The following is a 26,029-nucleotide window of genomic DNA, read 5'->3' as shown; positions in this document are numbered from 1 at the left end:
TAATCGATACCGCGTATTTGCGCGATGCTCGTCCTCAAGCACATCGATATCCCGCCACCGTATGGTTCGCTTTCAAGCAACGCAAGAAAACCAAGGTGCAGGACACCTCCACGAAAGCGCCGTTTAGTGACCGGCACAATGCCGGATTAACTCGTCAGGGAAACCTCGCCAGAACTTCGATTGGGTAGGTTGATTAGGGAGCAAGCCAAGCTCAACGCTATCGCGCGACGGCTCAACGAACGTCCACGCAAGACACTAAACTTCGATACGCCGGCTGAACGATTCGATCGAGCGTTTGCATCGACCGGTTGAAGCTACCGCCTCATCTGGACTCTCCCCACGAAAATGGGAATCGAGGCGAGGTTGATGGCTGACTTGGCAACGGCTGGTGGCACGAAGTTTGACATCAGCGTGAAAACGAGCGAGCGTATCGTCGCGGTGACAGGCACGCTGGAGACGAAGGCCGCTGTGCACGCGGCTGTCCTCGTGACGCGCACTCCCTGCGTGCTTCATGCGTCAATCGCGCAGCCCCACGACTTCCGGTCGAGTGTGGGACGCAGTCTTAACGACCGACGCCGCCACTTGCATCGCTTGCTTGTTGTGCACACCGGCCGCTAGTTCCGGCGCGTCGATGGCCGATGCTAACATTCGTCAACCTGAAGCGACTCCTCCCAAACTACGCATGAGCAAAACGACAGCCCCGGCTAAATCGCGCCCGACCCGTAGCGACGCTCAGCGGCAGGCCATACTCAATGCCGCATCGCTGCTGTTCATCGAAAAAGGCTTCGGCGGTACCAATATCAACGATATTGCAGACGCGGTCGGCATGACCCGCACGGCGCTGTACTACTACTTTCCTAGCAAGGAATCGATGCTTGAAGCGCTCACCCGCGACGTGACTGAGCGCGCGAGCGATCTCACGAAAGTTGTCGCTCAACGCCCAGAGCTTCCGCCACAGGAGGGACTTCGACAGCTCATCCTCGGCCACGCTGGCCTTATCCTCTCGCACCCATTGCAGTTTCGCGTCGTCGAACGCAGTGAGAGCAGCCTGCCGGATCCGCAGCGCGCCGCCGCTCAGACTGCCCGCCGAGCTGTGCGAAACAATTTCGTGAACGTCATCCGGCGTGGTATCGACCTTGGCACATTCCAAGCCGTCGACGCCGACATAGCGGCTTTCGCCATCATCGGGATGTGCAACTGGTCCGCGTGGTGGTTCGATACCCGCAGGCAAAAGTCTGCCGAAGCGGTTGCTGAACTCATCGCCTCGCTCGGGCTGCGCATGCTCTGCGTCGAGACCGACGACAGCGCCCGGCCTTCGAACGAACGCGCTGACATTCGCCGTGCACTGACGGAAATGCATGACGCGCTCTCCACGCTCGAGAACACGCTGCTCGGCGGTAAGGACTAGACCAGCCGCGAGTTTCTCATCTGCGTTTCAGTTAGTGTTTACATCTACGTCAAATATTTGACGTAGTCGTCAACACTCCCTAGCATTGGCGCATGGTCAATGTCAGGAGCGCGCACGCGCGATTCGTCCGATGAACGATTTGCCTTCATCCAGCAAGCCGACCGCCCAGGCCATCGCAGGCTTTCTAAACGCTGACTGGAATCCGCGTGACGTTCCGCCGAGCACGGTCACGACGAACGTCGTGCTGCGCACCGCCGACCAAGCAGCCACCGGCGGCTCACTGTACCGTCCGCCGATCGCGACGGACACGGTGGTGTGCGTGATGCATCCGCGCGAGTTCATGGCCTGCCATTACCTGATTCCGGATATCGTGGGCGCCGGCTACGCTGCGTGGTCGCAGTCACCGCGCGCTGTTGGCAACGACCTGCGGCTGGAACACGAGTTCGCGCTGCACGACGTGGCCGCCGGGCTGCAATACCTGCGCGCGGCAGGGTTCCGGCGCATCGTGCTGCTCGGCAATTCGGGCGGCGCCGGACTTTATGCCCTTTATGTGCAGCAGTCCGAGCTGCCGGGCGCGCAGCGCATTGCATGCACGCCTGGCGGACGAATAACACAGCTCGCCGAACTCGACATGCCCACCGTCGACGGTTTCGCGCTAGTCGGTCCGCACCCCGGGCAGGGTGCGCTGTTACTCAACTGCATTGATCCGAGCGTCTCGAACGAGAACGATCCGCTCTCCGTCGATCCGTCGCTCGATCCCCTGTCACCGGCGAATGGGTACTTGGGCAAAGGCAACACCCGCTATAGCGCTGAATTTGTCGACCGATATCGCGCGGCACAGCGTGCACGCGTAGCGCGCCTCGACGCGTACGCGCGATCGTTGATCGCACGTCGTCAGGACGCTCGTCGGCGCGTAAAGGAAAACGGCGCGAGCGGCATTTCGGTCAAACCAGACGACCGGCGCGTCGCCGCGCACACGCCGATCTTCAACATCTGGCGCACCGACGCCGACCTACGCTGCTTCGATCTCGGCCTCGATGCGTCGGATCGCAAGTTCGGCTCTCTGTGGGGCGCCGATCCGTACGTGTCCAACTACGGCGCGGTCGGTTTTGCACGGCAGTGCACACCGGAGAGCTGGCTTTCGACTTGGTCGGCGCTGTCGTCCAACGCGTCACTGGCCAGCACTGCGCGCTCGATCGTCCAGCCTGTGCTCATCATCGAATACACCGGCGACCAAGCGTGCTTTCCGAGCGACGTGAAGACCATCGTCGATGCGATCGCGTCACCATCCAAACGCCACCACCGCGTACGCGGCGATCACCACGGCCGCGCGTTGAGCGCACACGAAGCGCCCGGGCGGCTCGAGGCGGGACGTCTGCTCGCTCTATGGCTGAGCGAGCACTTTTCGCCCTGACCGGACAGCCAGCTGTTCCCGGCCCGTCTTCGTCATCACGACTTTCAATGGACGACACAAGTCATGCATGCTCACCCTCTTCCCCCGCTAAAGCTACACGGTGTCGACCACACCGCACGGCCCACCTGGCGACTGCGTGAAACCGTCGAGTTCTACCGCGACAAGCTCGGGCTGCCGCTCGTGCACGTGATTTCCGCACGCGGCTGGGGACCTGCGACGCACCCGGACTTCCTGCATTTCTTTTTCGACAGCGGCAACGGCAGCACCATCGCGTTCTTCTACTACCTCGGCAGCGAAGAGCCAGCCGAGATCCCGGCACGCACGACCGCTCGCCCGCTTCCAGACGATCATGTCGCCGACGCCACACATACCGCGTGGCTTGTCGACGGCCCGGACGAGCTACGCGCGTGGAAGCGACATCTCGATGCTCAAGGGCTCGACGTATCGATGGAAACCCGGCACGAAGTGATCGAATCCGTCTACGTACGCGATCCCAACGGCTACTTCGTGGAGTTCACGCATAAGCTGCGCTCGCTGACAACTGTTGATGCCACCGATGCACAGCTCACACTCGAAGCGGCGATGACGCTGGAGGACGCCGCACGCGCGGCTGGTCGCCCGATGGATACCATCGACGCGATATGGAACCGCAAGGCGGAGCTGGTCGCTGAACGCGGCAATGCCTCCGCCGCGCCGGTGCGCATCTCCGTGCCCCGCGTGGCGGAATTCGCGCCGTTGGTGCGCACAGCATTGCAGCATCCCAATTGCCGCGTGCACGAAGGTGAAGAATACGATTCTATCGAAGCCGACGGGCCGATCGAGTTCGAGCGCCGCGCGCTCGGCTTCAAGCCCGCGCTTTGGTACAGCATGCTCACTGGCGGCTTGCACGGGCGCATTGAGCAGTACGACCACGACATCGTACGCATCGCACCGTTACAGTCCTGAGCCGCGGCGAGAGGAGACATAATGGAGATACGAATCGAACAACCGATTAGCGGTGTCGTTTATCCCTGCCGAATCCGTGCTGAAGCGGCACTCGCCAGCGGCGCGTGGATCGCCAGTACCGTCGGCGACGCACTGCGCGCCACCGCACTGCGTTATCCGGATCGACTCGCGTTTGTCGGTCATGACCGAAAGATCAGCTTCGCCGAACTCGACGAGGCCACCGAACGCCTCGGTGCCGCATTGCTCGCGCTGGGCCTCGCCCCAAGCGACCGTGCGATCTTTCAACTCGGTACTACGGTAGAAACCGCAATCGCTCTGCTCGCCTGCTTCAAGGCCGGCATCGTGCCGGTGTGTTCGCTACCGCAGCATCGCGAGATCGAAATCGGTCAGCTGTCGCACCTATCCCGTGCACGCGGCTACTTCATTCAGGCGGATTTCAGCCCCCGCTTCGACCTGCCGGTCTTCGCCGAATCGATGTCGGCGCGTCATCCGTGGATTGAGCATCGGGTGATCGTGCGCGGCGAACATGCTGGCGCAGTCGCTATGCAGACGCTGATCGATGGCATACCGCTCGGGCAAGCGCGCGAACGCCTAGCGCGTGTGCGGATCGGCTTGTCGGACGTACTCAGCTTCCAGCTCTCCGGCGGCACGACGGGCGTCCCCAAGATCATTCCGCGGTTCCATGCCGAGTATCTCGGCCACTCGGCGGGTTGGATGCGACGTTATCGCGTTGACGCTAACAGCCGGCTGATCTGGTCACTGCCACTGGTGCACAACGCTGGCCAGCTTTACGCCCTGATTCCAGCGGTGCTCATCGGACTGCCGGTCGTTCTGATGCCACAGGTCGACATTCCGATGATGCTCGACCTAATCAGCAGGCACCGTATTACGCATGCGCTGTCGATCGGCCCGATCGCACCGCAACTGATGGCTTATGCAGATATCGCGCGGCATGATCTGTCGTCGCTCGAGTTGTTCGCAACGATGAGCCGCGCCGATACGTTGGAAACACACTTGGGCGTGCCGTGCTCGAACCTGTACGGTACCACGGAAGGTCTACTGCTCGGCTCGCCGGCCGATGCTCCAGACCGGGTACGACATCAGACGCAAGGGCGCTCCGGGTGCGACGATGACGAGATCCGTTTGCTGGAACCAGGCTCAGAACAGCCCGTCCCACGCGGCCGGATCGGCGAACTATGCTTCCGCGGGCCGTCGACGCTTACGGGGTACTTCGCGAACGCGGAGGCCAACGAGCAAGCCTTTACGTCCGACGGTTTCTACCGCACAGGGGACATGGCAACCGCGCATGAAGTGGACGGCGCGCTTTACTACACGTTCGAAGGGCGCTTGCGGGACAACATCAACCGCGGCGGCGAAAAGATCGGCTGCGAGGAAGTCGAAAGCCACATCAGTCAGCATCCGTCGGTCGCCGACGCCAAGCTGGTGCCCATGCCCGACCCGTTCTATGGCGAAAAAGGCTGCGTCTTCATCATCCCTCGCCCGGGCATGCAAGCGCCCGACGTGCAGGCGCTCGGGCGGTTCCTCGTTAAGCGGGGCCTGGCCCGGTACAAGTGCCCCGAGCGAGTCGAGGTAATCGACGCATTTCCCGTCACGCGCGTGGGGAAGGTCGATAAGCCTGCGATGAAACGGATCATCGTCGATCTCATCGCGCAGGAAGCTGGACAATGAACGCGCCCGCACCAATCGAACACCTGATCGGCGAACGGCCGCCCACGGTGCGCCGTCGAATGAAATGGAACGGATGCGAGCCCGCCTGCGTGGTCGACGCCGCCACCTTCGCCGATTTCGTAATCTGCGCAGGCGAACTGCTCTCCGGAGCGTTGCTCGGCGGTACGCCACAGTGTGCACAACGCGCACTCGGCTTCGGCACGCCAAGCCGTGCGCTGTCCTTCGATTGCATCGGCGCGCTGCGACCCGACGACGAATTCGACATGACCACGCGAGTGGCGGACGTGCGCAATCGTTCGTACATGCTGGACATCGCGTCCCGCACGCCGCAACGCCCGACCGCCGTCAACGCACGCCTTCACCGCACGCCGCACAACCGTATGCGCCGCGCACGACGAGCGCAGCTCGATCGTTATCCCGCCCGCTTTCCGCCAGGCGTTGCTAGACCACCAGCGAGATTATACCGGCGCCACTTCGAATGAATTCGTCAAGGATAACGCATCATGAAAATCGACATTGTCGGCGCCGGCCCTGCCGGCATGTACTTCGCATTACTAACCAAAAAATACAATCCATCTAATCGCGTCACGATTTATGAACAGAATCCGGAGGGTGCGACCTACGGCTGGGGCGTAGTGTTCTCCGATATCGGGTTGTCGTTCCTGAAGGAAGCCGATCTGACGTTCTTCGACGAATTCATCGCGCATCACGAACGTTGCGACTACATGGAAATCGTTCACCGTGGCACTCATGTTCAGGTCCACGGTAATCATTTTTCGCGCACGTCGCGCATCGACATGCTGCGAGTCCTGCAGCGTGCTTGCGAGCGCGAAGGTATCAGGATCGAATACGGCCGGCGCATCGAGGATGTGCACGCGCTCGCGGCCGACTGCGACATGCTGGTGGCTGCCGACGGCGGCAACAGCTCGATACGCACTCAACTGGCCGATCACTTTCGCCCGCAGTTCGTTCAGCGCCGCAACAAATTCGCGTGGTACGGAACGCACCAGCTCTTCCATCCCGTTTCGCTGATCTTTCGCGAAACGCTGCTCGGCGTGTTCATTGCGCATTGCTATCAGTACAGCTCCGACCTGTCGACCTTCTTGATCGAAACGGACCCCGATACGTGGCGCCGTGCCGGGCTCGACCACGCCAGCGAGGACGAAAGCCGTCGGTTCTGCACCGACGTGTTCCGCTCCGAGTTGGGCAGCAATGTACTGCTGACCAACCGCTCGCTCTGGTTCGAAGCCAACATCGTCAACACCGCAAACTGGCATCACGACAATATTGTCTTGCTCGGCGACGCATTGCGCACTGTGCACTTCTCGCTCGGCTCCGGCACCCGCATGGCGATGCAGGATGCGATCGCGCTCCACCGTGCAATAGCGGCGACGCCATGCGACCTACCGGCCGCGTTCGCTGCCTTCGAGGCAGCGCGCCGGCCCGCGTCGTTCAGCTTTCTAGGCGCGGCGGCAAAGAGCCTCGACTGGTACGAGAGCGTCGCCAGCAAGTTGCATCTCGACCCGGTCAGCTTCGCCTATGACTACATGTGCCGAACCGAAAAGGTGACCCGCGACGACCTTCGGCGACGCGACCCGTTGTTTGTCGACGCCTACGACACGCTTCAGGAACGCGCGCAATAAAGGAAAATACTATGACCAAGACAACCACAATCAATGTTGCCGACGTTATCGGGAGCAGTCGTCTCGGGGCTCTGCAGTATTTCGTACTAAGCCTCTGCACACTATGCCTAATTATTGATGGTTTCGACGTGCAGGCAATCGGCTATGTCGCGCCCGCCATCATCAAACAATGGGGCATCGCCCGTGCCGACCTCGGACACGTGTTCGGAGCGGGCCTTGTCGGCATGACGATCGGTGCGCTGTTACTCGGCCCCGTGGCGGACCGCATCGGCCGACGGCCGGTGCTAATCGGCGCCATGACATTCCTTGCGACGAGCGTGTATGCGACGGCCCAAGCTGGCTCAGTGCCGCAGCTGCTACTGCTTCGGTTCGCTGCAGGATTGAGCATGGGCGCAATTATCCCGAACGCGGTCGCCCTTGCTGGGGAGTTCAGCCCGACGCGCATTCGCGTTACGACGATGATGATCATTTCCTCTGGCTTCATCGTCGGCGGCGCGATCGGTGGCGCCGTAGCCGCGCCGCTGATTCCGGCATTCGGCTGGCGATCCGTGTTTATCGTCGGCGCAGCTGCACCATTGCTGGTGGCCATCGCGATGATTGTGGGTATGCCTGAATCGCCTCAGTTCATGGCAATGCAACACCGCAGCCGTCACCGCGTTCGAGCACTTCTGCGACGCATTGATCCCGCGCTCGCAATTGGCCCGCACGTCGAAATTTTCGTTCCTGAGAAGAAAGCCGCCGGCATGCCTTTCTTGCACTTATTCCGTCATGCGCTCGGAACTGGCACCGCGCTGCTTTGGGTCCTTAACTTTATGAACTTGCTGGCCGTTTACTTTCTCGCAAACTGGCTACCGATGATCATGAACGGTGCGGGACACACCACCTCTCAGGCCGTGTTCGCCGGCATGGTCTTCTGGGTCGGGGGCATCGCGGGTAACCTTCTTCTCGGCTGGCTGGTGGACCGGTACGGCTTCGGGCCCACGCTAGCGCTGACCTTTATCGGCTCGGCGCTGGCGGTCGCCGCGATCGGTCAGGTGGCCGGCTCCTTGACGAGCGCTTTCATCGCCATTGCGATCGCTGGCTTCGGTGTACTCGGCGGCCAAACCGCGCTGAATGCGCTAGCCGCGGTGTTTTACCCGACCGCGTTGCGTTCCACTGGCATGAGCTGGGCGCTCGGCGTAGGCCGCCTCGGCTCGATCCTCGGCCCCGTAGTTGGCGGCGAACTTGTGCGATTGAACTGGCCGTCCTCCAGCCTACTCATGGCGGCGGCCGCGCCGTGCGTCGCGGCTCTACTCGCAACTCTCGCCTTCTGGCGAGCCGGCGACCTGCCGGGTCGGGCACAAACGCTTGAACCAACGCCACGCGACGTCGCCTCCCGCAGCTGACCCTGCACACCGCACGAAAAGGACCATACCTTGACCAGACACTTCCGCAACAGACAGATCGTGCCCAGTTCCAGCACGACGATGGATACCGAGATTCCGGCGTTGCTTCGCGCTCGCGAGTTTGTCCGTTCGGCTGAGCGCTTCACCTTCCATTCGCGCCGCATGCGTATGTACAAGGTCGCAAAGGAGGAACTGACCGCGATGGAGAGGGGAGCCCTGCGCTGTGCCGCCGAACTCACCGACGCGCGCGTGGACGTGATGAGCACGGCATGCCTCTTCACAATCGTGTCCATGGGCCTCGGCTATCACCGCATGACCGAACGTCGATTGACACAGGTCGCGCGAGCCAATCATTGCCTGGTCCCGGTAATGACGTCTGCCGGCGCTCTTGGACGGACTGAAGATGCTGGGTGCATGCCGCATCGCGCTGATGGCGCCGTATGTGAAGCGGCTGACCAACCTCGTCGTCCAGTACATCGAGCTCGAGGGGCATCGAGGTCGTCGATGCGATCTGATTCGAGATTCCCGACAACCTCGAAGTCGGTAGGCGGAATCCGTTGCAATTGCTGAACGACGTAAAGCGTTTGAATACAGCGGGAGCTGACGTGATCGTCTCGTCCGCCTGCGTAAAAATGCAGTCGCTGCCGGCTGTCCGACGCATCGATGATGCGACCGGGATTCGGACGGTCTCCACCGCGATGTGTACCGTCCGCCGGATGCCCGACCATCTGGTTCCGGCACCCAAGATCCCTGACGCGGGCGCTCTGCTGCAGGCACACTGATTCGTCGCACGCGAGCTTGCATTCCGGCCGTTATGAAGCCACATTTTTCGGGTGAGCGGCGACCGATCCGACCAGCTCGTCCGGGCCAAATCCAGTCCTACAAATTGATTGGCGCACACAAGTGTTTTCGAATAGAGCGCCGATCGCGCATGCGAAGTAAACATATTCTAAACAAGGCGTTGCAACGCCAGAATGGAGATAAAACCGTCATGAAAATCAAATGGAGCGCCGCCGTGTTCGCGGCGGCGTCAGGGCTCGCATACGGGCAAAGCAGCGTCACGCTCTACGGAATTGTCGATACGGGCATATCCTATTACAACCACGCGACTCCACATGATGGATCGTGGGTTGGCTTGCCCATTCTGACCGGTGAATTACCCTCCCGCTTCGGGTTTAGGGGTACTGAAGACATTGGTGGTGGCTACCGCGCGTTCTTCGTGCTCGAATCGGGGTTCCAGCCAGGCACCGGCGCACTGAATTACGGCGGCCGCCTATTCGGCCGGCAGGCCAACGTTGGGATCGACAGCGATTACGGTGCATTGACGCTTGGCCGGCAGATGAACATGACAACCTACGCGTTGGCGAAGGCCGACGTAATCGGGCCGTCTATTCATTCGTTGTACGTGCTCGACGGGTACCTGCCGAATGCACGCAGCGACAATGCTATCGGCTACTTCGGCCACTTCCGCGGCATCACCGTCGGAGCCACATACAGCTTCGGTCGAGACGCAGCCGGCCCCGCGGGACCGAGTGCGACAAATTGCGCCGGACAGGTAGCAGGGGACATCTTGGCGTGCCGGCAATACACCGCGCTCGTCGCCTACGATACTGCTACTTTCGGCGTGGCGGCGTCCTTCGACGTGATGCGAGGCGGCACCGGAGCATCCGCTCCATTGAATCGAAGCACATCCACTGCAACGCGGAATATCATCGACGGTTACCTGGTCGCGGGCACGGCCAAGCTCGGTATCGGCTGGATACGAAACAACATATCGGCCGCCTCCCACCTGCAATCGGACATCTTTTTCGCCGGTGCAACATATTCGGTCACGCCGGCTTTTTCCGTCGACGCCCAGGGCGTCCGCTACCTGCAGCGCAGCCGCGATGCTGGAAGCCACGACGCAAACTCAACGCTGCTCGTTACGCGCGCGAACTACGCGTTGTCGAAGCGCACGATCGCCTATACGTCGGTCGCGTACATGTTCAACAGCAAGCTGGCGGCCAACCCAGTTGCCGCAGGCGGAACGGTGGGGACAGGTATGAACCAACTCGGCGCCATGATTGGCGTCCAGCAGAAGTTCTGACGTAGCGGCGTCCCTTTGTTGCTGTCATACGTGGCCGGGAAGACGGAAGCCGATTGTCTATGAGAGCCCCTCGCTTCTTCCCCACCTCTCCGGGGCACCCGGGGTTTGCGCGCGGCGCGAACCACGTTTTGGCAAGAATGTATTGGCGCTGGCCAGCGGATGGTAGCGACATAGTCCGCACGCGCCTACCTTGACGTCTGACGTGAGCAACCGCAGTTCATGTGAGGAGCCTCGAGCGCGGAACCCGCGAACAGACAGTATCCAGGAAAAGATCTCAATGACCGAGAATGCTCCATCAAACGCGAATGCAAGCGCAGGATTTCCTTACGAGTATGGTCATTTCATCGACGGCATGTGGACACCAAGCGACGCCGGCAAAAAATCGGGGCGCCTATACAACCGGACGAACCATGCATACCCATATGCTGCCAATTCACTCCGCTGGGTCGCCAAATCGGAGTTACCCCCCGGTGTGGGTGGCCATGTGACGGTTCAGACTCCTGGCCGGACAAAGACGACGGCCCGGCGGTTTGGAGCAATCGTCATCGGGTGGTCGCGATTGGTCTGAGCATCAAATAAGTGAGTCGCCGGGCTTGGTTCGTGACGGCCAACTAGCAACGCGAATTGGCACTCTGGAACGGTGCGGAGTTCGATGCTTTTTCGATCGAGGCGTTATTTCTGCTTTAACTCATTGCGGTCCTTTACTAACCTCAAATCGAAGGGGATGTCATGAACAACACCCATGAAGGGCGGGTGGCTATCGTAACTGGCGCCGCCCGCGGAATCGGGCAAGAAGTCGCCACGCGTCTAGCAGCGCGCGGCGCGCAAGTGGTGTTGATCGATCTCGACGCCCCATCAGAAACGCGTGCGCTGATCGGCGGCGATCCGCTTATGCTAACCGGGGACGTCAGCGACGCAAAGGCATGGATCGGTTTCGCGCGGGCGGTCGACGAACGTTACGGACGCGCAGACATCGTCGTGAACAACGCCGGCATTTATCCGTTCGCTGCGTTCGACGATCTCGATTTCGATCTGTGGTCGCGCACGCTACGAGTGAACCTCGATTCGCATTTCCATTCAGCAAAGGCATTCGTCCCGCTGATGCGTGCGAACCGGTGGGGACGCTTCGTGAATTTCTCGTCGAATTCGATCGGCACGCCGCTCGCGGGACTCAGCCACTACATGGCGGCAAAAATGGGCGTTATCGGTTTCGTTCGTGGGCTCGCCAACGAAGTGGCCGGCGACAACATCACCGTGAACGCTATCCTGCCGGCACTCACTCGCACTCCCGGCACGAGTGGCATTCCAGACGAGCTTGCACGGAGCGTATGGCAGCAGCAGGCTATCAAGCGCTTCGCGACGCCTGAAGATATCGTCGGGCCGATCCTGTTTCTCACCAGCGACGACGGCGCCTTCGTGACCGGCCAGGCACTGGCAGTCGACGGGGGAATGTACAAAATCTCGTGACCCCGACTGCTAGCCCGAGCTATCGCGCGCCCGCCTACGGGTCTGCGATGGCGTTTCGCCGTACCGCCGCCGGTATTGCAGGTTAAATGCACTCAGATGAGTGAACCCGTATTGCAGCGCAATCGTTGAGATAGTTGCCGCGGAACCGACGTTCGAGATCAGTTCGGTACGTATCTTTTCCAGTCGCAGATGGTTCAAGTGCTGCATCGGTGTCGTTTGGCGGAATGCGCTGAACGCTCGCGATAGCGACCGGATGCTGCAATCCGCCGCCGCGGCAATTTCCGTGAGCGTCAGCGCCTGTCCAAGCCGCGCCTCCATGAACTCGACAGCTCGACGCAACTGCTTGGGAGCAATCACGCCGCTCGATCGATGTAACTCAGCCGTGTAGTTGTGAGGTTGCGTGTCAAGCAACGTTACGATAAGCATTTCCTCGACGCTCGGCGCAAGATAATCTCTCAGTACGGCATCACTTTCGTTTAGCGTCGTCACGACGAAATCCAGCAGCATGAACCATCGCGTCAATGCATGGGAATCGCGCATCGCAATCTCGAAACGTAGCGGCGCGCGGCCCGGATGGCGCATCATGCGCCAGCACGCTGCGGACACGCGCCGATGATCAAGCTGGACCTTCAGGACCTCCGCCGTCGGTTCGTAATGGAACCGCGGCGAGTCCGACGCTAAGCTAAGGACGGTCGCCCCCGGCTCACCGCCGTAGTATTGCGCTTGCCCTGCAGTCATCCCCGCCCGCCCCCTTATGGTCGTCGTAATGAGCAGGCAAGCGCCGAGGTCGTCGGGCTCGATCTCGATGGTGCGCCCAAATGCCAGCGTGGATACAGCAAAGAGCCCGCACTCCACGCCGTGCAGCACGATCGGTGCAATCGCATCGGCCGCCTGAGCGCAAACGCGGTAATTGCAATACCGGTTGGCGATGGCGGAATGAGCTGCTTCGAGCTCATTGACAGACAACTCCAGGAAGCGCGCAGCGAGACGCGCCGAAGGTAGAGTCAGCATGCTGAATTTACGTGGACGCGACTGGAACTTGGGAACCGACACTCGCCATCGATGCAAGCCGCGCCACATCGGGATAGCTTCACACAATGCCGATCTCGCAAAACATTTATCCTTTAGCCGCGTCACTTATCGGCAACCCTTGTAGCCCGACTTTGAGTTGAGTATAGTTTTTTTGACACGTTCGTCAAATAATTGAAAATCCGCCTTCTCGCATGGTGCAATGCCAGGCGTCGGGCTTACAACAGATATCCTTATAGCTGCAACGATTCCGATTCCCATCAAGAATTTCGCCGGAACATCTTGAAATTTCAGCTCGGAAGTTATGCTTCTTAGGTGCGCTCACCCAATACGTCACGCATCGCTTCCAGAATCGCGTCCCGTTGCGGATGGATCCGCTCGACGGGGCCGGCCACGCCCATGGCCAGCGGCAGGCCGTTCCAGCCGTCCGCGATCACCATCGAGATCATCGCGGCACCCTGCGTGACCGTATGCGCCGAATAGGAATAGCCGCACCGGCGCGTCTGTTCGACCTTGTCGAGCACGACATCCTCGTCGATCGTCCGGCCCGACTTGCCGAGCCGGCGGATGCTGCGCGACACGAGCCGGCGGATCGCGCTGTCCGGCTGGAGACTCAGCAGGGCCCAGCCAAGGCCTGACATGCAGATCTCGCGACGCGTGCCGATCGGCGCGTAGAACTGGATCGGAATCGCATGCGCGCCCTCGACCGCATCGATGTACTGCACGTACAGGTCGCTCTGCACCGCGATCACGACGGCCTCGCGCGTGCGGACCGCCAGCCGCTTCGCGACGGCATGCCAGTGCCGCCGGCTGCCTGCCGTCGAATCGACGAGCGCTTCGCCGAGATTGACGAGCCGCGCAGTGGGCGCATACGTATGCGTTGCGTCGTCGTACGCGAGAAAGCCGAGCGCCTTCATGCTGGTCAGCAACGCCGCCGCGCTCGAGCCTGGATAGCCGCAGCGCGTGGATATCTCACGCACGCTCAGCGGTCGCTGCAATGCGCTGAACAGCTCCAGCACTTCAAACACGCGTGCCGCGCTCTTGACCACGTTTCTGCTCATCCAGCCGTCTCCTCACGCTACCGGGCGAGCCTTCCACATATGTGGAACGGAATTTCCCGCCGCCAACCGTCGTGACGATACTAGGCTTCGGCCCGCGGCGTGAAGTCCCGCGGTACAGAACACTCGGAGACACCATGACAGCCTTTCTGATCCGTGAACGGCAGGGACCGATCCTGACCGTCACGATGAATCGTCCGGAAACCCGCAACGCCATTTCGGACAACGATGCGATCGATGCGCTGACCGAATGCTGTGACGACGCGAATCGCGACGAGTCGATCCGCGTGCTGGTGCTGACCGGCGCCGGCACCACGTTTTCGTCAGGCGGAAACGTGAAGGCGATGCGCGCATTCATGGAATCGGGCTCGCACGACCTCGCCGCGATCCGGACGAGCTATCGCCGCGGCATCCAGCGCATTGCGCACGCATTCCTGCACCTCGAAGTGCCGGCCATCGCGGCGATCAACGGCCCGGCCATCGGCGCCGGCACCGATCTCGTGTGCATGTGCGACATCCGCATCGCCTCCGATCGCGCCCGCTTCGCCGAAAGCTTCATCGCCCTCGGCCTCGTGCCCGGCGACGGCGGCGCGTGGTTCCTGCCGCGGGTCGTCGGCGCCGCCGTCGCCGCGGAAATGTCGTTCACGGGCGATGCGCTGGACGCACCGGCGGCGCTGCGTTGCGGGCTCGTCTCGCGCGTCGTTCCCGATGGCGACCTCCTTGCGCACGCGCACGAACTGGCCGGCCGTATCGCCCGGTATTCGGGCACCGCGTTGCGCCTGACCAAGCGGCTGCTGCGCGAAGGCCGCCACGCGAGCCTCGACACGCTGCTCGACCTGTCGGCGTCGTACCAGGCGTTCGCGCACGCCACCCCCGAACACCGCGATGCCGTGAACGCACTGTTCGCCGCGCGCGGTTGAACCCGCGACGCATCGCATGCCGGCATGCCGGCCAGCCGAATCCCACATCGAAGGAAACATCGTCATGACAAGCAGTCACGAAGGCGCACTCGCTGGCGTGCGCGTGGTCGACCTGAGCCGCGTCTACGCGGGGCCGTTCTGCGCGCAGACGCTCGCCGACCACGGCGCGGACGTCATCAAGATCGAACCGCCGCAAGGCGACGAAACGCGCGACTGGGGGCCCGCGATGCCGAGCGGAATCTCCAGCTACTACTGGGGGCTCAACCGCAACAAGCGCAACCTCGCACTCGACCTGTCGCATCCGGACGGGCACGACGTGTTGTTCCGCCTGCTCGACACGGCCGACGTGCTGATCGACAACTTCAAGCAGGGCACGCTCGAACGCTGGGGTATCGGCTACGAAGCCTGCCTGCGCGAGCGCTTCCCGCGCCTCGTCCACTGCTCGATCTCCGGATACGGCACCGACGGCCCGCTGGCGCGGTTTCCGAGCTACGACGCCGTCGCGCAGGGCCTCGCCGGCTTCATGTCGATCAACGGCGAGCCGGGCGGCATGCCGCTCAAGGTGCCGTTCCCGGTCGTCGATTTCGCGGCGGGCCTGAGCGCCGTGTCGAGCATCCTGCTCGCGCTGGTCGAACGGACCCGCTCCGGTCTCGGGCAGCACGTCGACATCGACCTGTTCAGCACCGCGCTGTCGATGCTGCATCCGATCAGCACGACCTGGATGGCAACCGGCGACGTGCCCGTAGCGACCGGCAACGTGTATGGCGCGATCGCGCCGTACGGCGTCTATCCGTGCAAGGACAAGCCGATCTCGACCGGCGCCGGCAACAACCGCACGTTCGCGAGGCTCGTCGAAACGCTCGGCGTGCCCGAGCTGGCGCGCGATCCGCGGTTCGCGACCAACGCGAAGCGCGTCGCACACCGCGATGCGCTCGATACGCTGCTCGGCCAGTTGACCGCCGAACTGCATGCCGACGACATCGTCGAGCGGCTGCTGAACGCCGGCGTCGCGACAGGCCCGGTGAACACCGTCGCCGATGCGTTCGGCCACCCGCAAGCCGCGCACAACGCAATGTTCGTCCAGACCGACACGTACACCGGCGCGGGCGTCCCCGCCAGACTCTCGCGCACGCCCGGATCGATACGCCGGCCGCCGCAACCGTTCGCCGCCGACACCGACGCCGTGCTCGATGCGCTCGGCATCGACGCGGTGCAACGGGACGCGCTGCGGCAAGCGGGTGTGCTCCACGACACGCGCGCGAACGCCGCCGGGAGCGCGTCATGACCCCATCCGGCTCGTTCTCTTCGCTGACGGGCGACGACGCCCCGTCGATCCTGCGCAACGACGAAAGCGGCATCGCATGGCTGACGATCCATCGTCCGCACGTCGCCAATGCGCTGTCCGCCGAAGCGATCCGGCGGCTGTGCGACGAACTCGTCACGCTCGACGACAACCCGTCGATCCGCGTCATCGTGATCCGCGGCGCAGGTGAACGCGCGTACAGCGCGGGCGTCGATCTCGGCGACCCCGAAATGCGCGGGATGCAGCCGATGCGCGGGCTCGCACGCAACGTGCACGAGCTGATCCTCGAGCTGCGCAAGCCGACCATCGCGGCGATCAACGGCTACGCGATCGGCGGCGGCTTCGAGATCGCGCTCGCGTGCGACCTGCGGATCGCCGCCGACCACGCGTACTTCGCATTGCCCGAAGCGCGCGTCGGCATGGGCGCGAACTTCGCGAGCGTGCTGCTGCCGCGCTTGCTGCCGCGCGCGATCGCGATGGAGCTGCTGTTCACGGGCCGCCGCTTCGACGTGGACGAGGCACAGCGCGCCGGGTTGTTGAACCGCGTCGTCCCCGGCGCCGCACTCGACGACACCGTGCGCGAACTCGCGCAGACGATCGCCGGGAACGCGCCGCTCACGATTCGCCGCATCAAGGAAACCGCGACCCGCAGCCACGGGCTGCCGGTGGCCGCCGCGCTGCGGCTGGACGTCGGCCCCGACGTCTATGCGAGCGAAGACCGGATCGAGGGCGCCCGCGCGTTCCTCGAGAAGCGCAAGCCGGTATTCAAGGGGCGCTGAGCCCGACGCAACAGGCGGCATCACGCGCGCAACCGCTCCCAGAACGCGGGCGCGCGAAAAAACATGGACGGAGACACCTTCATGCAACGGAAAGCATTCGTGGTCGGCGCGTGCGTGCTATGCGCCACATCGGCGCACGCGTCGTCGGTCACGCTGTACGGGATCGTCGACGGCTACGTCGAATTCGATCGCATCGGCAGCCTGTCGAGCGTGCGGCAAAGCGGCGGCGGATCGTCGACGAGCCGGTTCGGGCTGACGGGCGTCGAGGATCTCGGTGGCGGCACGTCGACGAAGTTCGTGCTGGAAAGCGGCTTCTCGCCGGCCGACGGCTCGTTCCAGGGCGGCACGCTGTTCTACCGGCAGGCGTACGTATCGCTGCAGGACACGCGCTACGGCGACCTCCGGCTCGGCCGGCAATACACACCCGCGTTCTACATCGCCTATGACGGGGATCCGTTCGGGCTCAACGAACGGCTGTCGCCGCTCGCGCTGCTCGCGACGTCGACGGACACGATCACCAGCAACACGACGCCGCCGATTCCGCGCTTCAACCAGGCGGTGTCGTATCTGAGCCCCGACTGGAACGGCCTGCGCGTGATGGCCACGTACGGCTTCCCGACGCCGAACGCGCTGTCCACGCAGGCCGGCCGCAACTACGGCGCGGGACTCCAGTACCGGATCGGCGGGCTCTACGTCGGCGCCGGCTTCCAGGGCGACACGTCGGCCGGCAACCTGGCGCCCGTCGTCTCCCCGTCGACGACCCGCCACTACGTGTTCGCGGCCAACTACGCATTCGCGCACGTCAAGCTGTACGCCGCGTTTCTCTATGGCGTCAGCACGGCGCGCAACCTGCCTGCGTTCTCGACCGCGAGCGCCGGTGCGTCGATCGACGTCGGCGCGCTCGATCGCATGCTCGTCTCGGTCGTGCGCCGCGACGTGAAAGGTTCCGCGAACGACGCCACCGCGCTCGGCATCGGGTACGACCATCCGCTGTCGAAGCGGACATCGCTCTACGCACGCTATCTCTACATGAAGAACGGCGGCGACGCCCGCAACACGGTCGTCGTCGGCCTGCAGCCGCCACCGGGCGGCACCGAGCAGGTGTTCGCGCTCGGCATCGTTCACCGCTTCTGACGGAGTGCCCATGACCCCGACCCTTTCGACCCATCCGGCCGCCGCCGACGAAGGCGCGACGCCGGCGCTCTACCGCCGGATCTCGCGCCGGCTGCTGCCGTTCCTGATCCTCTGCTACACGCTGTCGTTCATCGACCGGATCAACATCGGCTTCGCGCACGCGCAGATGGCGGCCGAGCTGCGCTTCTCCGATGCCGTGTACGGGCTCGGCGCGGGCATCTTCTTCATCGGGTACATGGCGTTCGAGATTCCGAGCAACGCGCTGCTTGTGCGGATCGGCGCGCGCCGGACGATCGCACGGATCATGGTGCTGTGGGGGCTCGGCTCGGCCGCGACGATGTTCGTCACGACGCCCGCGCAGTTCTACGCGTGCCGCTTCCTGCTCGGCGTGTTCGAGGCCGGCTTCTTCCCCGGCATCCTGTTCTATCTCGGTGCGTGGTACCCGCCGCGGCAGCGCGCGAAGGCCTTCGCGCTCTTCATGACTGCGCTGTACCTCGCGGGGATGATTGCCGGCCCCGTGTCGGGCGCCATCCTGTCGTACTTCGACGGCGCCGCCGGCTTGAGCGGCTGGCAATGGCTGTTCCTCGTGGAAGGATTGCCGAGCAGCGTGCTCGGCTTCGTCGCGCTTCGGTTTCTCGACGACCGGCCGGACGACGCGCGCTGGCTGTCGGATGCCGACAAGGCAGCGCTGCGCGCTGCACACACGCAGGCCGAAGCCGCCAAGCCGGAGGCAAACACCGCTCGCCGGCTGCTCGCGCACCGCGATTTCTGGCTGCTGTGCGCGACCAACTTCGCGATCGCGGCCGCCGGCTATGCGCTGGTGTTCTGGATGCCCGTGATCCTGCATCGCGGCGGCCCGCATGGTGCGATGCAGATCGGGCTGCTTTCCGCGCTGCCCTACCTGTGCGGCATCGTCGGCATGCTCGGGATGGGCTGGCGCACCGAACGCCGGCGCGAATGGCGCGGCCACGGTGCGTTCGCGATGATCGTGTGCGCAGCGGCGCTTATCGGTTTGGCAAGCGTCACCGGCACGACACACCTGATGCTCGCTCTCTGCATCGCGGTCGCTATGCACGCCGCCGCGTTACCGGCGTTCTGGGTATTGCCGGGGCTCGCGCTGCCGAAGCGCTCGATGGCGGTGGCGATCGCGGCGATCACGATGTCCGGCGCGATCGGCGGGTTCGCGAGCCCGTTCCTGATGGGCGTGCTCAACACGGCCACCGGGTCGATGCGCGGCGGGCTCTATTTCAACGCCGCACTGCTCGCAGCCGGTGCCATCGCATTGCGCTTCACGCTGCGCCCCCGCGCATCGTCTCGCCCGAACGCGGGCTGACCGCGTCGGCATTTCCTCCCTCACCCTCATCGACTCCCATGAATTTCGAACTCGAACTCGACCACCGGATGATCCAGAACCTCGTCACACGCTTCGTGAAGGACGAACTGATTCCGCTCGAATCGGCCGTGATGGCGCGCGAGGCCGACGGCCAGCGCTTCGGGCTGCTCGCTGACGAGCGCGCACACCTCGACGAGCGGTCGCGACAGCTCGGCCTGTGGGGGCTCGACGCGCCGCTCGATGCAGGCGGCGCCGACCTGCCGGCCGTTGCGATGGTCGGCGTGAACGAAGCAATCGGCACGACCGTGACTCCGTACATCCTGCCGCCCGACTCGCCGAACTTGCGGATGCTGTGCGAAGTGGCCGACGATGCGCAGCGCGCACGCTATCTCGACCCGTACGCACGCGGCGAAACGCGTGCCGCGATGGCGATCTCCGAGCCGGGCGCCGGCTCCGATCCGGCCGCATTGTCCACGACGGCCGTGCGTGACGGCGACGGCTGGGTGCTGAACGGCCGCAAGATCTGGATCAGCCATGCGATCGAAGCCGACTGGACGATCGTGATGGCGCTCACCGATCGAAGCAAAGGCAAGCGCGGCGGCATGTCGGCATTCATTGTCGAGCGCGACACGCCGGGCTTCATCATCGAACGCCGGATCCCGATGATCGGCGGGCTGTCCACGTATGAAATCTTGCTGGAGAACTGCCGTGTTCCCGCCACGCAACTGCTGGGCCGGGAAGGCGCCGGTTTCGCGCCGATGCAGGCACGGCTCGCGAACCGGCGGCTGGAAATGGCGGCCTGGTGCATCGGCCGCGCCGAGCGCGCGGTGGCGATGCTGTGCGACCATGCGAAACAGCGCACGACCTTCGGTGCGCCGCTCGCGGAACGCCAGGCTGTCCAGTGGTGGGTCGCCGACGCGCTCACGCAGATCCACGCGTGCCGCCTCATGACCTACGAAGCGGCCGCGCGCGTGGATGCCGGGCAGGACGCGCGCACGCAGATCTCGATGGTCAAGGTGTTCGCGACCGAAATGGCATCGAGCGTCATCGATCATGCGATGCAGACACTCGGCGCGATGGGCATGACGAAGGAAATGCCGTTGCAACAGATGGCCAGCGAAGCGCGGTTGATGCGCATCTTCGAGGGCCCGACCGAGGTACACCGTTGGGTCATCGCGCGCAGCGTGCTGTGATCACGTGATCCACCGTCATGATGGAGTCATGCGTTGGATACCCTGCATCTCGTCGATCCTGAAATCTGCCCGCTGCTCGCGGCCTGGCCGACCGTCACGCTCAGCGCCGACAACCTCGCGCAGTCACGCGAACGCGTACTGCCGCTGCCACCGCCCGACCTCGCCGGCAGCACGCTCGAACGCCGCACGGTGCCCGGTCCCACCGGCGCGCCGGACGTCCCGGCCCTCGTCTACCTGCCCGACGCTGGCGCACGCCCGCTTCCGGCGATCGTCCACATGCACGGCGGCGATTACGTGCGCGGCGCGGCGAAGGATCTCGAGGCGGTGCACCGGTCGCTCGTGATGCAGCTCGGCTGCGCGCTGATCTCGATCGACTACCGCCTCGCGCCGGAAACCGTGTTTCCCGGCGCGATCGAGGACTGCTACGCGGCGCTCGCGTGGGTGTTCCGCCACGCCGATGCACTCGGCATCGATGCAACGCGGATCGGCGTGGCAGGCGAAAGCGCGGGCGGCGGGCTCGCCGCTGCGCTGGCGCTGCTGGCACGCGACCGCGGCGAATACCGGCTCGCGTTCCAGCACCTGATCTATCCGATGCTCGGCGATCGCACCTGCACGCGCGCGCCGCATCCGCATGCCGGCGAGTTCGTCTGGCATGCGGCCAACAACCGGTTCGGCTGGAGCGCGTTGCTCGGTCACGCGCCGGGCATCGACGGCGTATCGCCGTATGCCGCCGCCGCACGCGCCACGCGGCTCGACGGCCTGCCGCCCGCGTTCCTGTCGGTCGGCTCGCTCGACCTGTTCCTCGACGAGAGTCTCGACTACGCGCAGCGCCTGCTTCGCGCAGGCGTGCCGACCGAACTGCACGTGCTCCCCGGCGGCGTGCACGGCTTCGACATCGTGCCCGGCGCGCGCGTATCCGAAACGGCACGCCGCCTCAGCCACGACGCGCGCGCCGCTTCCTACTCGAATGAACGACGCAGCGAGGTCAGCCTTTCGACCCACCGTAGGATTTCGAACGAGTGCCGTGGTTACTTTCGCGTTCACTGAAAGGAGGGACTATTGTGGCGGTAGCGGTCGGGTAGCACGCTGCGCGCCAGCTCGCACGCCAAAAGACATACACGCAGCACACCCGAAACCGATGCGGTCGACGGGTGTGGATGAACCAAGAAACGCATCAACTCGGCCGGCGCAGCGAGCATCACTAGCCCGAGCGCGATCGGCAGCACGCCGTCGATGCCGGATATCCCATGCCAGCCGTAACGCGTAATCACGTGCGCGACGATGAACCCCGCCGCCGTGGAGCCGAACGTGAAGCAACAAGACATCGTCGTAACGACCGGTGCATCGCCTATGCATGGACCGTACGCAGACGTCATCGCGATTGTGTTTGACATCGCGGCGCCGAACCGTACCCCGGTGAAAAAACGCGGGACCGCTACAGCATGCATCTCCGCTGCTACCACGGGAAACGTACTCTACCAGCCGAACGACAGGACCGAACCGACCAGCAGGCGCTTGCGTCCGAGCCGGCCGTCTTAGCCTGGCCCAGCGGTCCATTCGATGTCAATCTGTCCGACTTAGGTACGACTCGACGCCCCAGTATGTGAACATACCCGGTCAGCCTGATCAAATCCCTTACTTATACAACAAATTCATTCTGGTGACGCCCGGACGGGGCGCCACCATGTTTCCCCACGGTGTTCTGATGAATCGGCGACACCAGCTTGGCTCAACCCAGTCGGAACAGCCGGCTCGCGTTGTCCCGCCCGATCTTCTGTCGATCGTTATCGCCAATCTCAGCAGCGTCGAACCATGCGCTCGCTTCCTCCATCGACTCGAAAGGATAGTCGGCCGAGAACAGCACGCGATCGCTGCCGATCTCATCGATCGCGTTCCGCATGGCGATCGTCCGAAAGTTGCCGCTCGTCGTGACGTAGAAATGCGCTCGGAACGTATCGATGAACGTGCGCTTCGCCTTCACACCCATCGGATTCTTCCCACCGGCTGACGCCCAGTGCGAAGTGCGCCAGATGTTATGCAGTGCAAGTTCGCCAAGATGCCCGAGAATGACGGTTAGGTTCGGAAACTCGTCGAACAGGCCGCTGCCGATTAGGCGGAGGGCATGAACGCCCGTTTCGCGCGAAAACTCCCATGCCGGTCCCATCAACCATGGATGACCTTCGATTGCCAGTTGCTGGCTCGGCAACGGATTGCGCGGGTGCAAGTAGAACGGTACGTCGAGACGTGCGACCTCCGCCCAAAACGGTCGAAATTGCGCCAGATCGTAGTAAGTCGCGTTGTCGACGTGGCCGACCTGCGAGAAGCCATTGACGAGAGCACCTTTGAAACCCAGTTCAGTCACCGCGCGCTCAAGCTCGCGTCCAGCAGCGTCCGGGTCCTGCAGCGGAAGCGCTGCGAAAGCCCCAAAGCGATCGGGGCGACGCGCGATCTGTTCGGCCAGCAGGTCGTTCGCGCGGCGAGCGACGTCGATCGCACGATCCGTATCAGTGATTGCCTGGACGGCCGGCGCATTCAGCGACAGGATTGCATAGTCGATACCACACGCATCCATGCGCTCGATGCGTTCCCCTTCGACATCAAGCAGTTGGCGGCGTCTCGACGGCCAAATATCAGACGTAAAATAATGTTCAGAGTCGCCGATCGTTTCCAGCGTAGCAAAGTGCTCTTCGAGTGCAATCTTGTCTCGCATGGTGTCTCCCGAGATGTCCTGTACGCCGCGCCACCCTAGCGAAGCGTTTCCCGGCTAGGATATGAAGACTGCGGTCCCATGTGAAATTGCGGCGACGAATGACGCTATTCACCGGATTTATTACAACCTATCGACGCAATGGAACACGATTCTGACCGACACAACATCGATCTCAATCAGCTACGGGTGTTCGATGTGCTCTATCGGACGCGAAGCACAACTCGCGCGGCAGAGGTGCTGCATCTCACGCAGCCAGCGGTAAGCAACACTCTGAAGCGGCTGCGCGCGCTGTTCGACGACGCGTTGTTCGTTAAGACGGCCGACGGCATGCAACCCACTCCACGCGCGGATGCGATCGCGGTCCTCGTCGACGAGGGGCTTGCATCGCTGCAATCCGCGTTGCAGGCGGGCCGCTCTTTCGAGCCGGCCACATCAACGCGCACGTTCCGTCTATATACAAGCGATCTCGGGCAAGCGATTTTCATACCGCCTCTCGTCGCACACCTGCATCAGTCAGCCCCCGGCCTGCGCATTGTTACAACCGATCTACCACTCGATGCCGCACAGCAAATGATGAAGCTCGGTGAAATCGACCTTGCGCTAGGAATGTTCAGCGGGCTACATGCCGATTTCCACCAGCAACGGCTGTTCCACGAAACTTACGTAGCTCTCGTGCGCGTCGACCATCCGACGATCGGTCCGACGCTCACCGCTGAGCAATTCTTCTCAGCCGACCATGTCATCTATGCACCCACTGCAGGCAGCCATGCGAATTTCGAAGCAGCGCTTGATGCACTATCTCCGGAATCTGGCACCACGCGCCATATCGCAATACAGCTTGCACACTCTTTCGGCCTGGAAAGCATTGTGTCCGCAAGTGATTTAGTCGCTTGTGTTCCGAGCCGTCTTGCGTACGTGCTCGGCCAGCTGCCAGACGTACGCGCTGTCCCACTTCCGTTCGATATCGAGCCGGTCGATATCTCTCAATTTTGGCACGAACGCTATCAGCGAGATGAAGGGCATCAATGGCTGCGCACGCTCGTTTACGAATTATTTCGCGACCATCGTCGTAGCGCGGTGCCATGAATTCACCGCAAATCGAAACTTGACCGGGTCGACATGCATTTCACTTCTGTAAGGAATTCTCGCTGCACTGTTCTGGAGTATGGGTCCCAAGTCCGTCAAAACGGCGCCGCGCCGAACCCACGAAAGGAAACACCACCATCGCGGCCAGCTTACAGTCCCTTAGCTGATCGGAGTCAACATCTCGATGCGGTCGAGCAGTTGCGGCGCCTCGGTACGATCCAGCACGGCCGAAGCGCCGACGCGCCGCGTAGCTCCGCCCATGCACCGATGCCGGCCGGATTGGCCGACACGACCTGGCCTGTCGCAGGCCAGTCGAATAGGTGACGGACGCCAGCGACTGGTGTCTGATAGGGTTCGTCAACAATCCGCCGCATCGATGTCTAACCGTTGATTTAAGATGGGAATTTGGGCCTTGTATCTAGTGTAGGCACGGTTTGCTGGTGATCGAGAGGTGATCCTGCGGATAGCAAGGGACAGCAGCCGCAACTTCATCAGGCGGCAGTCGGCCATGACGCGTCACTGGCTCCCTCCGTGGCGCAACCAGTCAGACGTCACTTCTGTATCGGATGGCACCTTCACTTCTGCTACCGCAATGATCGATTAACGCCTTCACATCGCGCACGAATCCACTAATGCCGCCACTGTTGGGTTGCTGTCTGTACTCCGCCACGCAAGTGCCACTTCGTATGTCCCCGGCGTCCCGTATTTGGCAGGTCGCCTGAATTTCACGTCCGACGCTTCCTCAAACGCAAGCGGTTCCGGTACGAGCCAATTGCCCAGGTTCGCAGCCGCAAGTCCGATGATAGTGTCCATTTGCGTTGCACGCTGTACCATGCGCGGAACAAATCCGGCCTCAGCACACGCATCGAGGATGCGTCGCATACAAGCCGGGCCCTTCCGTCGGTGGAAACAAAATCCATGGCTCGCGCGCGAGCGCAGCAAGCGGCACAGAGCGCACAGGCGACGAGCCAGCGCATGCTTCGCAGACGTGACGGCGACCATGCGACTCTTCAACAGCTTGCGCTTCGCAATGCGCCGATCGACGTTGACATCACGGGGCAGCACGACAATGGCAACGTCGAGACGGTCGTTGTCGAGGGCAGCGAGCTACTGACTAGTGGTTGCCTCAGTCAGGTCAAGTGCGACATCGGGATGGGTCTGCCGAAATCGCGCTATCAAGGGAAGCAAGACGTGTCGCGTGGCGCTCGCTGCAAACCCGACTCTGAGAGAACCTACAAGCCTTTGGTACGCGCACTGGGCCAGATCAACGGCGCGCTGCGATTGTTCGTAAGCACTCGACCAGCACCGTAGCGTAGGTCGTTGACGACGGGAGCGCGATGCTATCGGATGGGTTCGACGTGGGCAGTAGACGGCAGCGCCGACGCCACGTTCCACGGCAACAACTCGTCGATGCGGTTGATCGGATGGTCAGCGATGCGCTCAAGAA

The 26,029-nt window shown here is 62.9% G+C and carries 22 protein-coding genes and 1 pseudogene; 19 read left to right on the top strand and 4 right to left on the bottom strand.

The genetic code is table 11. The features are described 5' to 3' along the window. Positions 1-682 precede the first annotated feature (682 nt). The 10 genes and pseudogenes from G3N96_RS02665 (at position 683) to G3N96_RS02620 (ending at position 12,037) form a co-directional block, all read left to right on the top strand. Positions 683-1,408: a TetR/AcrR family transcriptional regulator gene (locus G3N96_RS02665; protein WP_174985427.1), complete on the top strand. Its 726-nt coding sequence runs from the start codon at positions 683-685 to the stop codon at positions 1,406-1,408. A gap of 130 nt (positions 1,409-1,538) precedes the next feature. Continuing rightward, on the top strand, positions 1,539-2,822 hold the full coding sequence (locus tag G3N96_RS02660; protein WP_206136153.1) for an alpha/beta hydrolase: 1,284 nt from the start codon (positions 1,539-1,541) through the stop codon (positions 2,820-2,822). Positions 2,823-2,885: 63 nt separating this feature from the next. Continuing rightward, positions 2,886-3,767 carry a VOC family protein gene (locus G3N96_RS02655; RefSeq protein ID WP_174985423.1) on the top strand — a complete coding sequence of 294 codons (882 nt, stop codon included), beginning with the start codon at positions 2,886-2,888 and terminating at the stop codon, positions 3,765-3,767. A 21-nt stretch (positions 3,768-3,788) separates the two neighbouring features. Further along, positions 3,789-5,456: an AMP-binding protein gene (locus G3N96_RS02650; protein WP_206136152.1), complete on the top strand. Its 1,668-nt coding sequence runs from the start codon at positions 3,789-3,791 to the stop codon at positions 5,454-5,456. Then, a complete protein-coding gene (locus G3N96_RS02645; protein ID WP_241022442.1) occupies positions 5,453-5,938 on the top strand; it encodes a thioesterase in 486 nt (161 codons plus the stop codon). The genes G3N96_RS02650 and G3N96_RS02645 overlap by 4 nt, the downstream gene beginning before the upstream one ends. Positions 5,939-5,959: 21 nt before the next feature. Further along, positions 5,960-7,099, top strand: a complete 1,140-nt coding sequence (locus tag G3N96_RS02640) for an FAD-dependent monooxygenase (protein ID WP_206136151.1) — start codon at positions 5,960-5,962, stop codon at positions 7,097-7,099. A gap of 11 nt (positions 7,100-7,110) precedes the next feature. Then, positions 7,111-8,484 (top strand): MFS transporter, encoded by a 1,374-nt coding sequence (locus G3N96_RS02635; protein WP_206136150.1) that lies wholly within the window; start codon positions 7,111-7,113, stop codon positions 8,482-8,484. Between the two features lie 81 nt (positions 8,485-8,565). Continuing rightward, positions 8,566-9,266: pseudogene (locus G3N96_RS02630) on the top strand (Asp/Glu racemase). 209 nt (positions 9,267-9,475) lie between these two features. After that, complete coding sequence (locus G3N96_RS02625; RefSeq protein ID WP_206136149.1) at positions 9,476-10,570, top strand: porin; 1,095 nt, start codon at positions 9,476-9,478, stop codon at positions 10,568-10,570. Positions 10,571-11,299: 729 nt separating this feature from the next. Then, positions 11,300-12,037, top strand: coding sequence for an SDR family NAD(P)-dependent oxidoreductase (locus G3N96_RS02620; RefSeq protein WP_206136148.1), 738 nt, complete (start codon positions 11,300-11,302; stop codon positions 12,035-12,037). Positions 12,038-12,046: 9 nt separating this feature from the next. Here the strand turns inward: G3N96_RS02620 and G3N96_RS02615 are convergent, their stop codons facing one another. Further along, entirely contained in the window at positions 12,047-13,048 is a 1,002-nt protein-coding gene (locus G3N96_RS02615) for an AraC family transcriptional regulator (protein ID WP_206121406.1), read from the bottom strand. A 329-nt stretch (positions 13,049-13,377) separates the two neighbouring features. Continuing rightward, positions 13,378-14,127, bottom strand: coding sequence for a helix-turn-helix domain-containing protein (locus G3N96_RS02610; protein ID WP_206136147.1), 750 nt, complete (start codon positions 14,125-14,127; stop codon positions 13,378-13,380). A gap of 134 nt (positions 14,128-14,261) precedes the next feature. Between G3N96_RS02610 and G3N96_RS02605 the strand changes: the two genes are divergently transcribed. The 7 genes from G3N96_RS02605 (at position 14,262) to G3N96_RS02575 (ending at position 21,833) form a co-directional block, all read left to right on the top strand. Further along, complete coding sequence (locus G3N96_RS02605; protein ID WP_206136146.1) at positions 14,262-15,044, top strand: crotonase/enoyl-CoA hydratase family protein; 783 nt, start codon at positions 14,262-14,264, stop codon at positions 15,042-15,044. Positions 15,045-15,108: 64 nt separating this feature from the next. Beyond that, positions 15,109-16,329 (top strand): CoA transferase, encoded by a 1,221-nt coding sequence (locus G3N96_RS02600; RefSeq protein WP_206136145.1) that lies wholly within the window; start codon positions 15,109-15,111, stop codon positions 16,327-16,329. Next, positions 16,326-17,126, top strand: coding sequence for an enoyl-CoA hydratase-related protein (locus tag G3N96_RS02595; RefSeq protein WP_206136144.1), 801 nt, complete (start codon positions 16,326-16,328; stop codon positions 17,124-17,126). Before G3N96_RS02600 ends, G3N96_RS02595 begins: the two co-directional genes overlap by 4 nt. Before the next feature lie 81 nt (positions 17,127-17,207). Next, positions 17,208-18,260 (top strand): porin, encoded by a 1,053-nt coding sequence (locus G3N96_RS02590; RefSeq protein ID WP_206136143.1) that lies wholly within the window; start codon positions 17,208-17,210, stop codon positions 18,258-18,260. 10 nt (positions 18,261-18,270) lie between these two features. Continuing rightward, complete coding sequence (locus G3N96_RS02585; RefSeq protein WP_206136142.1) at positions 18,271-19,593, top strand: MFS transporter; 1,323 nt, start codon at positions 18,271-18,273, stop codon at positions 19,591-19,593. Positions 19,594-19,631: 38 nt separating this feature from the next. Beyond that, positions 19,632-20,786, top strand: a complete 1,155-nt coding sequence (locus G3N96_RS02580; RefSeq protein ID WP_206136141.1) for an acyl-CoA dehydrogenase — start codon at positions 19,632-19,634, stop codon at positions 20,784-20,786. Positions 20,787-20,819: 33 nt separating this feature from the next. Continuing rightward, the gene (locus G3N96_RS02575) at positions 20,820-21,833 is read left to right on the top strand and encodes an alpha/beta hydrolase (protein WP_241022441.1); all 1,014 of its coding nucleotides are present in this window, start codon (positions 20,820-20,822) and stop codon (positions 21,831-21,833) included. Here the strand turns inward: G3N96_RS02575 and G3N96_RS02570 are convergent. Together G3N96_RS02570 and G3N96_RS02565 are read right to left on the bottom strand one after the other, a co-directional pair. Continuing rightward, on the bottom strand, positions 21,827-22,180 hold the full coding sequence (locus G3N96_RS02570) for a hypothetical protein (RefSeq protein WP_206136140.1): 354 nt from the start codon (positions 22,178-22,180) through the stop codon (positions 21,827-21,829). The two genes, G3N96_RS02575 and G3N96_RS02570, sit on opposite strands and share 7 nt — an antisense overlap. Positions 22,181-22,515: 335 nt before the next feature. Continuing rightward, positions 22,516-23,496 carry an amidohydrolase family protein gene (locus G3N96_RS02565; protein WP_174985392.1) on the bottom strand — a complete coding sequence of 327 codons (981 nt, stop codon included), beginning with the start codon at positions 23,494-23,496 and terminating at the stop codon, positions 22,516-22,518. Between the two features lie 138 nt (positions 23,497-23,634). Between G3N96_RS02565 and G3N96_RS02560 the strand changes: the two genes are divergently transcribed. Beyond that, on the top strand, positions 23,635-24,582 hold the full coding sequence (locus G3N96_RS02560; RefSeq protein ID WP_174985390.1) for a LysR family transcriptional regulator: 948 nt from the start codon (positions 23,635-23,637) through the stop codon (positions 24,580-24,582). A 975-nt stretch (positions 24,583-25,557) separates the two neighbouring features. Further along, entirely contained in the window at positions 25,558-25,893 is a 336-nt protein-coding gene (locus G3N96_RS39050; protein WP_241022440.1) for a hypothetical protein, read from the top strand. The last annotated feature ends 136 nt before the right edge of the window (positions 25,894-26,029 follow it).

Source organism: Burkholderia sp. Se-20373, from assembly GCF_017104705.1.
Classification (GTDB): Bacteria; Pseudomonadota; Gammaproteobacteria; order Burkholderiales; family Burkholderiaceae; genus Burkholderia.
Note: the sequence above shows the minus strand (reverse complement) of the source record. Positions and strands in the feature narration are given on the sequence as shown.

Bases quoted from the DNA above. Each gene is read 5' to 3' on its own strand.
- G3N96_RS02665 (WP_174985427.1), top strand. From the start codon at position 683: ATGAGCAAAACGACAGCCCCGGCTAAATCGCGCCCGACCCGTAGCGAC.
- G3N96_RS02660 (WP_206136153.1), top strand. From the start codon at position 1,539: ATGAACGATTTGCCTTCATCCAGCAAGCCGACCGCCCAGGCCATCGCA.
- G3N96_RS02655 (WP_174985423.1), top strand. From the start codon at position 2,886: ATGCATGCTCACCCTCTTCCCCCGCTAAAGCTACACGGTGTCGACCAC.
- G3N96_RS02650 (WP_206136152.1), top strand. From the start codon at position 3,789: ATGGAGATACGAATCGAACAACCGATTAGCGGTGTCGTTTATCCCTGC.
- G3N96_RS02645 (WP_241022442.1), top strand. From the start codon at position 5,453: ATGAACGCGCCCGCACCAATCGAACACCTGATCGGCGAACGGCCGCCC.
- G3N96_RS02640 (WP_206136151.1), top strand. From the start codon at position 5,960: ATGAAAATCGACATTGTCGGCGCCGGCCCTGCCGGCATGTACTTCGCA.
- G3N96_RS02635 (WP_206136150.1), top strand. From the start codon at position 7,111: ATGACCAAGACAACCACAATCAATGTTGCCGACGTTATCGGGAGCAGT.
- G3N96_RS02625 (WP_206136149.1), top strand. From the start codon at position 9,476: ATGAAAATCAAATGGAGCGCCGCCGTGTTCGCGGCGGCGTCAGGGCTC.
- G3N96_RS02620 (WP_206136148.1), top strand. From the start codon at position 11,300: ATGAACAACACCCATGAAGGGCGGGTGGCTATCGTAACTGGCGCCGCC.
- G3N96_RS02615 (WP_206121406.1), bottom strand. From the start codon at position 13,048: ATGCTGACTCTACCTTCGGCGCGTCTCGCTGCGCGCTTCCTGGAGTTG.
- G3N96_RS02610 (WP_206136147.1), bottom strand. From the start codon at position 14,127: ATGAGCAGAAACGTGGTCAAGAGCGCGGCACGCGTGTTTGAAGTGCTG.
- G3N96_RS02605 (WP_206136146.1), top strand. From the start codon at position 14,262: ATGACAGCCTTTCTGATCCGTGAACGGCAGGGACCGATCCTGACCGTC.
- G3N96_RS02600 (WP_206136145.1), top strand. From the start codon at position 15,109: ATGACAAGCAGTCACGAAGGCGCACTCGCTGGCGTGCGCGTGGTCGAC.
- G3N96_RS02595 (WP_206136144.1), top strand. From the start codon at position 16,326: ATGACCCCATCCGGCTCGTTCTCTTCGCTGACGGGCGACGACGCCCCG.
- G3N96_RS02590 (WP_206136143.1), top strand. From the start codon at position 17,208: ATGCAACGGAAAGCATTCGTGGTCGGCGCGTGCGTGCTATGCGCCACA.
- G3N96_RS02585 (WP_206136142.1), top strand. From the start codon at position 18,271: ATGACCCCGACCCTTTCGACCCATCCGGCCGCCGCCGACGAAGGCGCG.
- G3N96_RS02580 (WP_206136141.1), top strand. From the start codon at position 19,632: ATGAATTTCGAACTCGAACTCGACCACCGGATGATCCAGAACCTCGTC.
- G3N96_RS02570 (WP_206136140.1), bottom strand. From the start codon at position 22,180: ATGTCAAACACAATCGCGATGACGTCTGCGTACGGTCCATGCATAGGC.
- G3N96_RS02565 (WP_174985392.1), bottom strand. From the start codon at position 23,496: ATGCGAGACAAGATTGCACTCGAAGAGCACTTTGCTACGCTGGAAACG.
- G3N96_RS02560 (WP_174985390.1), top strand. From the start codon at position 23,635: ATGGAACACGATTCTGACCGACACAACATCGATCTCAATCAGCTACGG.
- G3N96_RS39050 (WP_241022440.1), top strand. From the start codon at position 25,558: ATGCTTCGCAGACGTGACGGCGACCATGCGACTCTTCAACAGCTTGCG.